Source organism: Shewanella sp. MM_2022_3 (assembly GCF_022557375.1).
GTDB classification, from domain to species: Bacteria; Pseudomonadota; Gammaproteobacteria; order Enterobacterales; family Shewanellaceae; genus Shewanella; species Shewanella xiamenensis.
Genome location: NZ_JAKZGV010000002.1, coordinates 230,874 through 245,683, shown reverse-complemented (window position 1 = coordinate 245,683; position 14,810 = coordinate 230,874). Strand labels below are relative to the sequence as shown.

Sequence of the window (14,810 nt, the reverse complement as noted above, 5' to 3'; positions counted from 1 at the left end):
ATGGTCTATATTTCAACAGCTAATAAGATTCATGCTATTAACACCTTTAATCTTAAATTGATAGCGATCACATTATTCAAAACTGACCTAAACAAAAAATTCAGCCTAAAGATTGACATTGTAAAGATGATGTTACGTTACATTGCGATACAATCTAGCCTTTTTCACATGCAGCACCGCATCTTATTACTTCAAGCCAACCTTAATTAGCTTCCGCAAGTTTACATTAGTAACACACGATTAACACAAAACAAACAATTAAGCTGTTGATATTAAAGTTGTTAATGATAGTTTTCCGACTATGGAGGGCAGTTGCACATAAAATATAAGCCTTGATGAAACCCTTCCTGATCATCACGGCATTGTTAAGGGAATGAAAATATGATTACGCAAACAACCGTTGCACGTGCGGTTCGTTTTAGTTTACTTGCTTTAGTATCAACATCTTTATCACCATTGGTTTTCGCAGCTGATGAAACCGCGGTTGCCGAGGATAAAGTTGAGCGTATCGAAGTAACTGGTTCACGTATTAAGCGTACCGATCTTGAGAATGCTTCACCTGTAGTGGTTGTCAGTGCAGCCGACATTGAAAAAGGCGGGTTTAACTCAGTCCAAGATGTTTTAGGTAACCTATCGCAAAACTCTGGCGGCTCCATGACTCAGCAAGAAGTTCATGGTTTCACCCCAGCTGCATCTGCTGTAAATCTTCGTGGTGTTGGCGCTGGACGCGTTCTCACCCTCATCAATGGTAAACGCGTACCTAAATATCCTTTTGGGGCCGGTGGTACAGATAGTTTTGTCGATACCGCAAACATTCCGTTAGGAGCGATTGAACGCATTGAGATCTTAACCACAGGTGCATCAGCCATTTACGGCTCGGATGCCATGGGCGGCGTTATCAACATTATCTTGAAAAAAGATGTTGAGCAAAGCACCTTGAAATATCGCTTCTCCGATACCGTTGATGGTGGCTTACAAAACAACCAATTCTCCTTTATGACGGGCGTAAGCAGCGATAAAGCGAACCTAACTTTCTTCGCCGAATACGAAGACCGTCAAGCCTTAAAAGGAACAGATCGCCCAGAATGGGGAACAGATATCGTTCCGGGCAACCCTTATGCGGCTTACAGCTCATATGGTGCGAACATTGTCACCAGCGATAATAAACTCTTTAAAACCTTATCTGCCGCAGAATGTGAGGCACGTGGTTATCAAGTGATGTCCAATGGTCGCTGCGGTTTTGATCGCTCGCCACAACGGGATTTCTCTCCAGAACAAAAACGCTATTCAACTATGGTGAACCTCACCAAAGAACTGAATGATGACCATCAGCTCTACTCTCGAATTGACTATACACATGCCTCAACTTTTACCGAAATTGAGTCAGCAACTGTCGGTGATGACTTTAAATATAAAGTAGTTGGCGATGATGTCACTATCTACAACAAGTCAAAAGGCCTCTCACAAACCTTCAAAAAATCATCAGCCTTTGGCGGTGATTTTGCCAGCGCAGCCGACGGAGAATATTTCTACACTCGTCGTATGTCAGAGTTAGGTCCACGTACTTCTGATTTTGAAACCAATAACTTCTCGTTCTTGATCGGTGGTAAAGGTTATCTGACTGAAGGCATCGAATATGACACATCTTGGTCTATTGCCCGCCAAACTGTAGAATCCACCACAACGGGCTCACCAACTTACCAAAGTATGTGGGATTATTTGACCGAAGGAACCAATGGTCATTCTCTATTGGATGTTATTTCCAATGAAGATGCCGCCATGCTGGATTATCAAGGTGGTAAAAAAGGTCAATCAACCCTATCAAGCTTTAACGCCGGTATTAGTGGCGAAGTCTTTGAATTACCAGCAGGCGCCGTAGCTTATGCTGCTGGTATCGAATATGGCAAAGAATGGTTTTATGACAAATCCGATAGCTTTACCACTAACGGCGGTGTCATGGGTAAAGGCGGTAGCAGCGCTCAAGGTGAACGTGAACAATATGCTAGCTACGCTGAAGTGGCTGTTCCTGTGATTGAAAACCTCACAGTGACCTTAGCTGGCCGTTACGACTATTACGATGACGAATCAGATGTGGGTGGTCAATTCAGTCCTCAAGTGGCTGTAGAATACCGTCCTATCGACAGCTTACTGCTACGTGGTCTATATGCAGAGACTTTCCGTGCTCCAGATATGCAGCGTTTATTTGGAGAACCCACGTCAGCCTATAGTACTGTGATTGATACTCCTACTTGTGAAGCCTCTGGCCCTGGTCCTGCTTGCGATAAGATCGAATCCTTGCCAATTACCATTGGTGCTAACCCTGAGTTAGAAGCTGAAACAGGTAAAAACTATAACCTTGGTATGGTATGGGATTACAACGATCTCAATCTGACATTAGATTACTGGATTGTTGAAATCGATAACCTAGTGAATGATCCTAGCGCCCAATATATTCTGGATCATTCAGATGCATTTACAGACAAAATTATACGTGATGCGAATGGCAAGTTAATTCAGGTGAATACCCAAGCGATTAACATGTCATCACAAAAAACCTCTGGTATCGACTTCTCTATCGGTTATCGCTATGAAACTGCCAACTTAGGTGATTTAACCGCCCGCTTAGAAGGCACCTACTTACTGAAATGGGAAGAGCAATTAACCCCAGATTCAGAGGCATTAGATCTTATTGATGGTGAAGGTTCAGCGCCTAAAATCCGCGGTAACTTGAACTTAGGTTGGAGCTATAACGATTTTGCGACTAACTTATTGTTCAAATACACTGACAGCATGAATGGCGATCGCATGGATTACTTTGTCGAAAATGGTCTGGACGCAGATTACAGCGTAACGATCGACAGCCATGTTGAAGTGAACTGGTCAGCAAGTTATCTTGTCAACGATGCACTAAAAATCTCAACCGGCATCAACAACTTGTTTGATGCGGGCCCTGAGATTGATCAAACCCAGTCATCGTGGCCACATTACCCACGTTCTTACTACAACGTAGTAGGCCGTGAGTATTACCTCGCTCTGGAAATGAACTTTTAATTAAAAACATTTCCAAGGACAAAGCCGAGCATATTTGCTCGGCTTTTTATTTGCATACTGATACCCAAATTAACATCAAATATTTCACTTTTACCTACATCGACCACCTATCAAATCTTTGCGACTATCTTAACTTATTCTCAACATGCCCTAGGCAATATCCCCTTGTAGCATCCAGCGCACAATGCCACAATGCGAGCAAAATCAATGCGTGCCAACGGCGCCCCTCGATAGGAGCATCATCTTGACCCTTTTTGGTATTAAAAATTGCGATACTGTGCGTAAAGCACGTAAATGGATTGAAACCCATCAACTTTCGGTCAACTTCCATGACTTTAGGGAAGATGGATTAGCAGAAAAGGATCTGCAGCATTGGTGTCAAATTGCCGGATGGGAAACCGTCTTTAATAAACACAGTACCAGTTTTCGCGCCTTAAGTGATGCCGATAAAGCGGATATCGACCAAGCCAAAGCCATTCAACTAATGCTCACTCACCCGACACTGATCAAGCGCCCAGTGCTGGTTTTGGGTGAACAAGTGCTAGTGGGCTTTAACGAAGCCGAATATAAGAAGGTGTTTTCCCTATGACGTACGCTTCGAACACTCACCCGGTTACCGAACTGACTAAAGCGTTAATCGCCCGTCCTTCGGTCACACCGCTAGATGAAGGCTGTCAAAGCTTAATGGCCGAACGTCTTGCCGCCGTAGGCTTTAATATTGAGCCCATGGTCTTTGAAGACACCACCAATATGTGGGCGCGGCGCGGTAATACAGGCCCGGTATTTTGTTTTGCCGGCCATACCGATGTGGTGCCCGCAGGCGATTTAAGCCGCTGGCATACCCCGCCTTTTGAGCCAACCATTATTGACGGTTATCTGTATGGTCGCGGTGCTGCCGATATGAAAGGCTCACTGGCGGCGATGATCGTCGCGACCGAACGTTTTGTGGCTAAGCACCCAAATCATCCTGGCTCGATTGCGTTTTTAATCACTAGCGATGAAGAAGGCCCCTTTATCAATGGCACCACACGGGTTATCGATACCCTAGAAGCCCGTAATGAAAAAATCACTTGGGCATTGGTGGGTGAACCCTCGTCGACCTTAAAACTCGGTGATGTGGTTAAAAATGGCCGCCGTGGCAGTCTCACCGCCAACTTAACCGTTAAAGGTATTCAAGGCCATGTGGCCTATCCGCACCTTGCGGATAACCCTATCCACAAAGCCGCCCCCTTTTTAGCTGAGTTAAGCCAAACCCATTGGGATAATGGCAACGAATTCTTCCCGCCCACCAGCATGCAAATCGCCAACATTAACGGCGGCACAGGCGCATCGAACGTGATCCCAGGCGCCTTGGAGGTGATGTTTAACTTCCGCTATTCCACCGAAGTGACCGCCGAGATACTCATCGAGCGCGTGGAAGCCTTATTAACCGCCCACGAACTGGATTATGACATCAGCTGGACCTTTAACGGCTTACCCTTTTTAACCGGCGAAGGCCCACTGTTAGACGCGACCCGCCATGCCATTCGTCAAGTCACGGGCTATGATACCGATCCACAAACCACCGGCGGCACCTCCGATGGGCGCTTTATTGCGCCAACGGGCGCCAAAGTGTTGGAACTTGGCCCAGTAAACGCCACAATCCATAAAGTGAACGAGTGCGTGAAGGTAGACGATCTAGAGCAATTAGCGCTGTGTTATGAAGTGATTTTGGAACAGTTACTGTGTTAAATACCATGGCTATCACGGCAAAAAAAGCCCTGCTCTATGGTCTAGAGCCAAGGGGAGAGACAGGTTTAACAGCAGATCTAGACTCTGACTCAATGAGCGACTTAGTGTTCGTTGAGTTACTCAGCCCCTATCATCAGCGAGAAACGCGGTTTAAGTTAGAGTTACAAACCGCCCTTGCCTTTCAGGCAATGGCCGACAGTGCCGCCAAAGACGGTATTAAGCTGGCGATTTGCTCTGCCTATCGCCCCTTCGATCGGCAACTCGCCATTTGGAATGCCAAGGCCAGCGGTAAACGAGTGGTCCTTGATATCAATGAGCAGCCCGCGGATATCGCGCCGCTCAGCGATGATGAGTTAGTCGATTTGATCTTACTCTGGTCGGCACTGCCTGGTGCTTCGCGTCACCATTGGGGAACGGATATCGATGTATTTGATGCCGAGCAAATTGAGGTCAAATCCCTGCGTCTAGTGGACGCCGAATACCGTGATGGTGGCCCCTGCGCCCACTTGCACCAGTGGCTAGTGGCTAATGCCAAGGATTTTGGGTTTTATTTTCCGTTCCAGAAAGGCCAAAGCGCGGTAAGTGCAGAGCCTTGGCATATTAGCTATTTCCCCGTGTCTCAAACCCTGTTACCCCAATTTGAGGTTCAGGCCTTAGCGCAGGTTATCCAGCAGAGCGATATGTTGCTAAAAGACGCCGTGATCCGGCGTTTACCCGAGTTAGTAGCGGAATATGTACATCGGATTGCGCAGCCTTAATAGCTTTTTCTGCACGTTTTAGCCGACGTCCCTTCCCGTTTTTGGTTTTATAGATTAAGTAGGTTTTATGGATTTATCATCATACAGACAACAAATTTGCATCGCGGGTAGCCAACTTAGTTACCTTGATATCGGCACAGGCCCTACCCTGTTATTTGGCCACAGCTACCTGTGGGACAGCGCCATGTGGGCACCACAAATTGCGCTCTTAAGCAAAAGCTACCGCTGTATCGTACCCGATCTCTGGGGACACGGCCAATCTGGCACCGTACCGGAAAACTGCCATAGCCTGTTAGACATTAGTGAGCATATGTTAGCCCTGATGGACGCCCTCGAACTTGAGACATTTTCCCTCATCGGTTTGTCCGTGGGCGCCATGTGGGGGGCAGAGCTGGTGCTTAAGGCGCCTGCTCGCGTCAAGACGCTTGCCATGCTGGACAGTTTTATTGGTTTTGAGCCAGAAATCACCCGTGCCAAATATTTTGGTATGTTAGACATGATCCAAACCGCTGGCAGTATTCCGCCAGCACTTATCAATGCAATTTCACCGCTGTTTTTTGCAGATAATGCCAAAGCGAATAATCCCGAATTAGTGCAACGTTTTGAAAACGACTTAGCTGCGCTAACGCCAGAACGCATTCCCGACATAGTAAAACTTGGACGGATTATTTTTGGTCGGCGCGATACCCTAGAATTTGCCGAACAATTTACCTTACCTTGCTTAATCATGGTGGGTGTAGAAGACAAGGCGCGCAGTGTTTTGGAAAGTTATTTGATGAGTGATGCCATTAATGGCAGCCAATTAGTGCATATTCCAAGTGCTGGCCATATTTCAAGTCTAGAACAAGCCGAATTTGTTAATCAGCAATTATTAGCATTTCTCAGCCAATACGCTTAATACGCACCATGATGGTTAGAGCATGTCACCCATGCTCTAACAGATTCATATTCTAGAACCGTGAATAAGAATGAGTCTTTTGCCTATTACTCGAAACCTTTTCCAATAATCTTGGAGTGCTATCCCACTTGAGGCTTAACAAACATCGATTTGTTAACTGCCCTTAAAAATGTTGCAAAATCGTGAAAACACCAAAAATTCAACTACCTTTAAACTGTATTCCCTCAAAAAGGTTTCCTAACATGAGAAAAAGTACAGTTGCATTAGGTGTGTTGACCGCACTCTATATTCCATCCCTTTACGCGAATGTTGAAATAAACGGCTTTGCCTCCATTGTTGCTGGCTCAAGCTTATCCGATGATAAAAGTTACTACGGTTATGATAAAGAAATCGACTTTAATAATGACTCCAAAGTCGCATTACAATTTGCCGCAGATTTAGGGAGCGGCTTACGCGCAACCGCACAAGTCCTCTCCCGTGGCAGTGACGATTATAGTGCAGAGTTTGAGTGGGCTTATATTTCCTATGACATTAGCGATAAGTTGATGCTAATGGCTGGAAGACAACGATTTAATCTTTACAAATATTCCGATTATATCGATGTTGGCTATGCCTACCATTGGATAACGCCACCAAGGGGAGTCTATTCGCTCCCCTTTAATTCTGGCGAAGGCGTTGGTTTAGTTTATTCAGATTTATGGGGCAATACTGAAGTTGGCTTAACCTATAAATATATTACGACATCGGTGTCTGACTATGCGCCTATCGGTTCATCAACGCCCCCAGCGCCCTTTTCCGCCAAGGGCCATATTATGAACTTCAATTTTAGCACCGCTGGATTTGAGTACGGTTTAAATGTGGGGATAGTCACGGATTTCTCATATGAACTGCCAGCACTACTTGGTTTGGGTGAAGCCATTTCCCAAACAGGTTTATTCGATGATCAAGTTGTAAATGACTTATTAGCGATAGAGGATAGTGCCTTACTTATTGGCGCTAACGTGAAATATGACGCAGGAAAGTGGTTTATATTAGCGGAATACACCCGAATAGACGTCGACCCTAGCAGTTTTAATATTCAAGATTCTGCCTTTGTTTCAGCGGGTGTTCGTTACCATGATTTTACCTTCCATTTAACCTATGGCATTGATAAAGGTGACCCACAATATGATGCCTATGATGCAATGTTGCCTGTCTACAACGCCCTACCTCCGGCCAATCAAGCAGCTCTCGCGCCATTAGTGATGGGAACGAAAGCCGCATTAGAAGCACAACAAGAGGATAGTTCCTATTACATCATCGGAACCCGCTGGGATTTTCATCCCTCTGCGGCGCTAAAACTGGAATACACCAATTACAGTAATGATAAGCCGACCTCCGACGAACAACTCTTAAGCATGGCTGTTGATCTTGTTTTCTAAGGAGTCATTTATGAATTTACCTCACATTGCTAAATACATCGTCAAGCCAATCAGCTTGTGTGCACTCCTATTGCTCAGTCAATGGGCTCAAGCGGAAATCGCCGTAATCGTTCACCCTTCGAACAGTTCAGAGATATCAGCTGCCGATATTTCAAGAATTTATTCGGGAAAGCTTAAAACCTTTTCGACAGGAGGCACGATTGTCGCACTCGATCAAGCGGAAGGCTCACCTGTCAGGGAAGCCTTTGTAAAACAAATCCTCAATAAAACAGAAAGTCAGTTAAAAGCCTATTGGTCAAAACTCGTATTTTCTGGACAAGGACAACCGCCTAAAGTGGTCGAATCCAGTGCTGAGATTCTTACTCTCGTCGCCGCCAATCCAAATATGATCGGCTTTGTGGATGCAGCAGAAGTGACGCCCAATGTCAAAGTTGTAGGTAAGTTTTAGGGATTAACCTGATTGTACCTATTGATGCCTTCTTTCAATAAGAAGGCATCAAATTTTTACATTAAGCATTTAAATCATATAGATATATACAAACCCGGCCTAAGTTAAACGAAAAGCTTAGCGTTATTGCGCCATGCTCAATAACAGATTTACCCATTCATTCCCGTATTCCCTCTTTTGCCAACAGTAACATTGAGCTCTTAGGCGCAGGCTAAATAAATTTTATCAAAAAAATTCAAAGCATTAGACCAAATTATTTAACTGTTGATGGAATTAAGTCATGGTCAAACCTGAGTTTAATCTTAATTGGATAGACCAGAGGCCACGATTTTGCTGGTATACTCAATCGCAAAAAAGGTGCGGCTTGCATCATTTAGGGCAAAAGACATTTTAATATGTCTATAAAACAATAGGTTAAAATGAAACTACTCAAACCCTTATTCGATAATAACCGCCGTTGGGCCGGACGCATCAGTCAAGAACACCCTGATTTTTTTGAACAACTGGCAAAACAGCAAAACCCTGAATATCTCTGGATTGGTTGTTCCGACAGCCGAGTTCCTTCTAACCAAATCATCGATTTAATGCCTGGCGAAGTCTTTGTTCACCGCAATATAGCCAATATGGTGATCCATACCGATCTTAACTGCCTGTCAGTACTGCAATACGCCATCGATGTGCTTAAAGTGAAACATATTATGGTCGTCGGTCACTACGGCTGCGGTGGTGTACGTGCAGCAATGGGTAATCAGCGCCTTGGACTTATCGATAACTGGCTTGGCCATTTGCGCGATGTCTATCGCCTACATCATGATGAATTAATGCAAATGGATGAAGCCAAACGTTTTGATCGCCTGTGTGAGCTCAATGTGATTGAACAGGTTTCCAATGTCACCAGTAGTACTATCGTGCAAGAAGCCTGGTCTCGCGGCCAAGAACTGGCTGTCCATGGGTGGATTTACGGTATCGATAATGGTCTATTAACGGATCTTGATGTTACGGTAGACCGTGCACAAGTCGTGTAAGTCTTTCGTCGTATGATATGCCATTAACGGCCCAACTGACGCCACAAAAACCTGCCACTGTGCAGGTTTTTGGTTTTACGCCCTAAAGGCAAAGACTCGCTATTCATTTACGAGGAATGACCAAAATCTATCTCGAGGAGACCATTTCACTTCATCGCCTTAGACAACATTTATCATTTCATTCATCTAGTCTTGCTAAGTGAGCAAAAACTAAGCGCGAAATCTCAACATGACCTTATTTTCATCAAGAAAACATCGCAAGGGATCTTTAGCCCAGTTATAATCCGCCAGTTAATTGCAGCGCGACCATGCGCCACAAATTCTAAGGAGATACCTTCCATGCCCGGTTTTGAATTATTTGGTCCAGAAGAAAAACAAGAAGTTGCCGATGTGATGGAGCACGGCTTTACCTTCCGTTATAACTTCGACCATATGCGTAATGATCGCTGGAAGACTCGCGATATGGAGCAACTGCTCTGCGAGAAAATGAATGTTAAGCATGCTCATCTGTTATCAAGCGGTACCGCCGCGCTGCAAACGGCGATGATGGCCGCGGGCATTGGCGCTGGCGATGAAGTTATCGTGCCACCTTTTACCTTCGTAGCGTCTGTAGAAGCGATTTTCATGGCCGGTGCAGTACCGATTTTTGCCGAAATCGACGAAACACTGTGTTTATCACCAGAAGGCATTGAAGCGGCAATTACTCCACGTACTAAAGCGGTAAACTTAGTACACATGTGTGGCTCTATGGCCAAGATGGACGAAATCAAAGCCATTTGTAAAAAGCACAACTTAGTATTGTTAGAAGATGCTTGCCAAGCCATTGGCGGCAGCTACAAGGGCCAAGCCCTTGGTACTATCGGTGATGTCGGTTGTTACTCTTTCGATTCTGTTAAAACCATCACCTGTGGTGAAGGCGGGGCGGTGATCACCAATAATACCGAAATTTACGATAACGCCCACCAGTTCTCCGATCACGGCCATGACCATATTGGTAAAGACCGTGGCGCCGAGTCACACCCGATTATGGGTCTGAATTTCCGTATCTCTGAAATGAATGCGGCCTTAGGGTTAGCCCAGTTACGTAAACTCGATACCATTATCGACATTCAACGTAAAAACAAAAAAGCCATTAAAGAAGCTATGGCGAGCATTCCTGAAGTCAGCTTCCGCGAAATCCCCGATCCAGAGGGTGATTCAGCTGGCTTCTTAAGCTTTATGTTACCAACAGAAGCCCGTACCCAAGAGATCAGCAAGAAATTAGCTGCAAATGGTGTAGATGGCTGCTTCTACTGGTACGTGAACAACTGGCATTATCTGAAAAACTGGAAACACATTCAGGAGCTTAAGGCCCCTGCTGCGTTACCAATCACATTAATCGCCGACCGACCTGACTATACTCAAATTTCTGTGCCGAAATCTGATGCCATTATGAGCCGCACTATTTCTATGCTCATTAAATTGTCTTGGACCGATGCTCAGATTGCCGAGCGTATTGAAAACATTAAGAAAGCATTTGCCCAATAATTAAACGGGAGTTTTTGCAATGAGTTTTAAAAATTTTAAAGTAGTTGAAAAGATGATCTTCGGTCGTGGCTCTTTCGCCCAATTAGACGACGTCTTAGCTGCCCAGCGTAAAACCGACGATGACTTCGTGGTATTTTTAGTCGATGACGTTCACCAAGGCAAACCACTCGAAGCACGCATCCCAGTCAAAGCCCAAGACTTACTGATTTGGGTTAACGTTGATGAAGAGCCAAGCACGATTCAAATCGATGCCCTGACCGAACAAGTGCAAGCTTTCAATAGCAAACTGCCCGTCAGCGTCGTTGGTTTAGGTGGCGGTTCAACCATGGACGTGGCAAAAGCGGTATCGCTAATGCTGACCAACCCAGGCGGCTCAGCCATGTACCAAGGTTGGGATTTAATCAAAAACCCAGCGGTACACCACATTGGTATTCCAACAATTTCTGGTACCGGTGCTGAAGCGTCACGCACCGCAGTATTGTGTGGTCCAGTGCGTAAACTGGGTCTGAACTCAGATTATACAGTGTTCGACCAAATCATCATGGACTCAGAGTTAATCGATGGCGTTGAAACTGACCAGTGGTTCTACACCGGTATGGATTGCTATATCCACTGTGTGGAATCCTTAGAAGGTACCTTCTTAAACGAATTCTCTAAAGCCTATGCCGAAAAAGCCATGGAGCTTTGCCGCCAAGTGTACTTAGAAGATCACCCAGAAAAAGACGACAAGCTGATGATGGCGTCATTTATGGGCGGTATGAGTATCGCTTACAGCCAAGTAGGTGCATGCCACGCGGTATCCTATGGTCTGTCTTACATCCTCGGCTACCATCATGGTATCGGTAACTGTATCGCCTTTGACGTGTTAGAAGAATTCTACCCAGAAGGCGTGGCAGAGTTCCGTCAGATGATGAAGAAACACAACATCACCCTGCCGAAGAACATCTGTAAAGATCTACCAGATGAAACCATCGCGAAAATGGTTGCCGTGACTAAGAGCATGGGTCCATTATGGGCAAACGTGTACGGCCCAACATGGGAAGAGAAAGTCACTGACGAAATGTTGACTGCCCTGTTCCGTCGCATTTAAGCTCTCAAGCAGATGACAAGGGCTCATGGTGAGCCCTTTTGTCTATCTACACTGCATATCTTTGATAAAATAGGATAATTTAATGAATGTCACTCTGTTAATCCCGGCGCGTTATGGTTCAAGCCGCTTCCCGGGCAAACCTTTAGCCCCGATTAACGGCAAGCCGATGATCCAACACGTGTATGAACGCGCGTCGTTAGCCAAAGGCCTCACCAATATTTACGTTGCAACCGATGATGAGCGTATTAAAAGCGCCGTCGAAGGCTTCGGTGGCAAAGTGGTCATGACCAGCCCTGATGCGGCATCGGGCACAGACCGTATCAATGATGCGATTAACCAATTAGGTTTAAAGGATGACGATCTGGTCATCAACCTTCAGGGCGACCAACCCCTAATCGACCCGACTTCCATCGAGCAAGTGATCAGCCTCTTCGAACGTCATCCAGGCGAGTTTGAAATGGCGACCCTCGGCTATGAAATTGTCAACAAGGCCGAACTTGACGATCCTATGCATGTGAAGATGGTGTTCGATAACGACTATTACGCGCTGTATTTCTCCCGCGCGCGTATTCCCTTCGGTCGCGATACCAAAGATTATCCAGTTTACAAGCACTTAGGCGTGTATGCTTACACACGCAGATTTGTGCAAGCCTTTGCAGCCCTACCATTAGGCCGCCTCGAAGATCTTGAAAAGTTAGAGCAGCTACGCGCCCTAGAACATGGCCATAAGATCAAAGTCGCTATCAGTGCCTTCGACTCAATCGAAGTTGACACGCCAGAAGATATTCGTAAGTGTGAGCAGCGCTTAGCCGTTGATTAATCAGGGTGTTGCTCAATAAGGAGTTGTTATGTCGAGCTTAGAAGTGTGGATCATTATAATTTTGGTGGTAGGTGTGATTGCCAGCAATCTTGCCGCACTGAAATACAGTGCCAAATTCAAACTGCCACAGTTTGGTCAGCACGATAAAGAGAAACAACTAAAATCCGACATGACTCAGCCTCCACACGAAGCCGATGGTAACGAAACGCAAAATCCAGATAAGTCTTCGAATCAGTCCAAATAGACTAAGATTAACATTCATCTTGATCTCCCCTCACAAAAAGGCGCATCGGCGCCTTTTTGCATTTCTTACCATCCCTTTAAATCCTACTTCAGATTTTGTAACAAACGAACTCAAGTGATTCATCCATAAACTAGCGGTTAGCACAAAGCTACAATTAACATTCGCGCATAAAAAAACCAGCCGAAGCTGGTTTTTTATGTATTAAGTCACGTATTAAGCAATCAGGATAAAGCCAAAGAATGCAATAACCGCGGCAATTAGCGCATAAGGTAGCTGAGTCACAGCATGGCTTACTAAGTTACAACCCGAGCCTTGGGCAGCTAAAACGGTTGAATCAGAGTAGAAACACGCTTGGCTACCAAAAGAAGAAGCCGACAACAGCGCACCGATCACTAATGGAATATCCGCACCCACCGATTGCGCCAGTGGCATCACAATTGGGATAGTTACTGCAAAAATTCCCCAACTAGAACCCGTCGCAAAGGCCAAAATCGCCATTGATAGGAATACCACGGCAGGTAACAGCTTAGGCGTCATAAATGGGCTTAAAGATTCAATCACGTACTGTGGCAGTAATAGCGCATCACACACATCTTTAAACACAAATGCCGCAATGACAGTACCAATAGCTGGCAACATGCTCTTAAAACCATCAATCATTTGATCCATCATTTCAGAGAGAGGCATCAAACGCTGAACTGCATAGTAAGGGAGCGTGATAACCAGCGTCGCTAATAACCCTTTCCACACGTCGATATCAAAATAAACGGTAAAAGCAACCAGTAATAAAATTGGCACTAAAAAGTTATGCAATTTGCCTTGATTGTCAGCATGCTTAAACTCTTCTTCAATTGCCGCGATGGCATATTCATCAGAGGTTTGCACTTGGTCTAAATCGACCTGCGCTTCAGCGGGCTCGCCTTTTGCTGCGCGCAGCTCGGCTTTTTTCATCGGGCCAATAGCAGGTACCACGCCCAATGCAACCAGTAATACCATCGCGACGGCTAACCAAGCATAAAGCATATAGGGTATAGCTTGCATGTAGACGCTAATGCCCTGACCTTCAGCGGCCACACCGTTATCGACCAGTAAGCCACCAAAAAACACCGCCCACGTGGAGAGCGGCACTAATACACACACAGGAGCCGCTGTGGAATCCACCACATAAGCCAGCATTTCGCGGGAGACTTTAAACTTATCCGTTACACGCTTCATGGTTTCACCCACAGTTAGCGCATTCAGATAGTCATCAATAAAAATCACAATCCCCAGAATAAAGGTCATAAACAGGGAAGATCTTGGCCCTTTTGCAAATTTCAATGCATTTCGACCAAATGCCAAAGCACCGCCAGTACGTACTAACAGCGCAATCAAGGCACCAAAACAGCCACACACCAAAATCAACCAACCGATAGTTTCATCGGCCATGACTTTTAATGAAGTACTTGCAAAATTATTTAAAACTTGCGTTGGATCAAGTAACAAAAAACCCGTTACCGCACCAATGATCAAAGATAAAATGGGGCGGCGTAACCAAACGGCCAACACCAATACCACCAAAGGTGGAATAAGACTTAACGCTGTCGGTTCAGACATGCACTTAGGTCCTCTAAATAAGTCGCCTAAAAGGCAAAAGTTTTTAGAACAGCGCCTGAAATCACCTCGATAACGGACGCCAATATTGCTGCTTCATGATGACTAACTCCGCTGATAAAACCTGCTAAAAGCTTGTTATCTTAGGTGCCCTGCCGAAAACATCGCGCAGAAAATAAAGCGCATCGAATATCGAGTCAACTA

The 14,810-nt window shown here is 45.4% G+C and carries 13 protein-coding genes; 12 read left to right on the top strand and 1 reads right to left on the bottom strand.

Annotation, left to right across the window (positions count from 1 at the left end):
- Window positions 1-381 precede the first annotated feature (381 nt).
- From MMG82_RS02290 to MMG82_RS02235, 12 genes are all read left to right on the top strand, one after another.
- On the top strand, window positions 382-3,051 hold the full coding sequence (locus MMG82_RS02290) for a TonB-dependent receptor (protein ID WP_037430297.1): 2,670 nt from the start codon (window positions 382-384) through the stop codon (window positions 3,049-3,051).
- 184 nt (window positions 3,052-3,235) lie between these two features.
- Window positions 3,236-3,640, top strand: a complete 405-nt coding sequence (locus tag MMG82_RS02285; RefSeq protein WP_241406409.1) for an arsenate reductase — start codon at window positions 3,236-3,238, stop codon at window positions 3,638-3,640.
- Complete coding sequence (gene dapE / locus MMG82_RS02280; protein WP_037430294.1) at window positions 3,637-4,782, top strand: succinyl-diaminopimelate desuccinylase; 1,146 nt, start codon at window positions 3,637-3,639, stop codon at window positions 4,780-4,782. Before MMG82_RS02285 ends, dapE begins: the two co-directional genes overlap by 4 nt.
- Before the next feature lie 92 nt (window positions 4,783-4,874).
- Entirely contained in the window at window positions 4,875-5,540 is a 666-nt protein-coding gene (locus tag MMG82_RS02275; protein WP_051714139.1) for a M15 family metallopeptidase, read from the top strand.
- A 67-nt stretch (window positions 5,541-5,607) separates the two neighbouring features.
- Entirely contained in the window at window positions 5,608-6,438 is an 831-nt protein-coding gene (locus MMG82_RS02270; protein ID WP_241406408.1) for an alpha/beta hydrolase, read from the top strand.
- A gap of 242 nt (window positions 6,439-6,680) precedes the next feature.
- Window positions 6,681-7,859, top strand: coding sequence for a porin (locus MMG82_RS02265; protein WP_241406407.1), 1,179 nt, complete (start codon window positions 6,681-6,683; stop codon window positions 7,857-7,859).
- Between the two features lie 10 nt (window positions 7,860-7,869).
- Window positions 7,870-8,307 (top strand): substrate-binding domain-containing protein, encoded by a 438-nt coding sequence (locus MMG82_RS02260; protein WP_037418757.1) that lies wholly within the window; start codon window positions 7,870-7,872, stop codon window positions 8,305-8,307.
- A 419-nt stretch (window positions 8,308-8,726) separates the two neighbouring features.
- Complete coding sequence (can, locus tag MMG82_RS02255; RefSeq protein WP_037418751.1) at window positions 8,727-9,332, top strand: carbonate dehydratase; 606 nt, start codon at window positions 8,727-8,729, stop codon at window positions 9,330-9,332.
- Window positions 9,333-9,671: 339 nt separating this feature from the next.
- Window positions 9,672-10,859, top strand: coding sequence for an 8-amino-3,8-dideoxy-alpha-D-manno-octulosonate transaminase KdnA (gene kdnA, locus MMG82_RS02250; RefSeq protein WP_037418748.1), 1,188 nt, complete (start codon window positions 9,672-9,674; stop codon window positions 10,857-10,859).
- A 19-nt stretch (window positions 10,860-10,878) separates the two neighbouring features.
- Window positions 10,879-11,949, top strand: coding sequence for a 3-deoxy-alpha-D-manno-octulosonate 8-oxidase KdnB (gene kdnB, locus MMG82_RS02245; RefSeq protein WP_055648240.1), 1,071 nt, complete (start codon window positions 10,879-10,881; stop codon window positions 11,947-11,949).
- A gap of 82 nt (window positions 11,950-12,031) precedes the next feature.
- Window positions 12,032-12,769: an 8-amino-3,8-dideoxy-manno-octulosonate cytidylyltransferase KdsB gene (gene kdsB / locus MMG82_RS02240; protein ID WP_011622622.1), complete on the top strand. Its 738-nt coding sequence runs from the start codon at window positions 12,032-12,034 to the stop codon at window positions 12,767-12,769.
- Between the two features lie 28 nt (window positions 12,770-12,797).
- Window positions 12,798-13,013, top strand: coding sequence for a DUF2897 family protein (locus MMG82_RS02235; protein ID WP_037418741.1), 216 nt, complete (start codon window positions 12,798-12,800; stop codon window positions 13,011-13,013).
- Between the two features lie 213 nt (window positions 13,014-13,226).
- On the opposite strand, the gene MMG82_RS02230 is transcribed toward MMG82_RS02235, so the two are convergent.
- Window positions 13,227-14,609, bottom strand: a complete 1,383-nt coding sequence (locus tag MMG82_RS02230; RefSeq protein ID WP_037418738.1) for a Na+/H+ antiporter NhaC family protein — start codon at window positions 14,607-14,609, stop codon at window positions 13,227-13,229.
- Window positions 14,610-14,810: the final 201 nt, after the last annotated feature.

Bases quoted from the DNA above. Each gene is read 5' to 3' on its own strand.
- MMG82_RS02290 (WP_037430297.1), top strand. From the start codon at position 382: ATGATTACGCAAACAACCGTTGCACGTGCGGTTCGTTTTAGTTTACTT.
- MMG82_RS02285 (WP_241406409.1), top strand. From the start codon at position 3,236: ATGCCACAATGCGAGCAAAATCAATGCGTGCCAACGGCGCCCCTCGAT.
- dapE (WP_037430294.1), top strand. From the start codon at position 3,637: ATGACGTACGCTTCGAACACTCACCCGGTTACCGAACTGACTAAAGCG.
- MMG82_RS02275 (WP_051714139.1), top strand. From the start codon at position 4,875: ATGAGCGACTTAGTGTTCGTTGAGTTACTCAGCCCCTATCATCAGCGA.
- MMG82_RS02270 (WP_241406408.1), top strand. From the start codon at position 5,608: ATGGATTTATCATCATACAGACAACAAATTTGCATCGCGGGTAGCCAA.
- MMG82_RS02265 (WP_241406407.1), top strand. From the start codon at position 6,681: ATGAGAAAAAGTACAGTTGCATTAGGTGTGTTGACCGCACTCTATATT.
- MMG82_RS02260 (WP_037418757.1), top strand. From the start codon at position 7,870: ATGAATTTACCTCACATTGCTAAATACATCGTCAAGCCAATCAGCTTG.
- can (WP_037418751.1), top strand. From the start codon at position 8,727: ATGAAACTACTCAAACCCTTATTCGATAATAACCGCCGTTGGGCCGGA.
- kdnA (WP_037418748.1), top strand. From the start codon at position 9,672: ATGCCCGGTTTTGAATTATTTGGTCCAGAAGAAAAACAAGAAGTTGCC.
- kdnB (WP_055648240.1), top strand. From the start codon at position 10,879: ATGAGTTTTAAAAATTTTAAAGTAGTTGAAAAGATGATCTTCGGTCGT.
- kdsB (WP_011622622.1), top strand. From the start codon at position 12,032: ATGAATGTCACTCTGTTAATCCCGGCGCGTTATGGTTCAAGCCGCTTC.
- MMG82_RS02235 (WP_037418741.1), top strand. From the start codon at position 12,798: ATGTCGAGCTTAGAAGTGTGGATCATTATAATTTTGGTGGTAGGTGTG.
- MMG82_RS02230 (WP_037418738.1), bottom strand. From the start codon at position 14,609: ATGTCTGAACCGACAGCGTTAAGTCTTATTCCACCTTTGGTGGTATTG.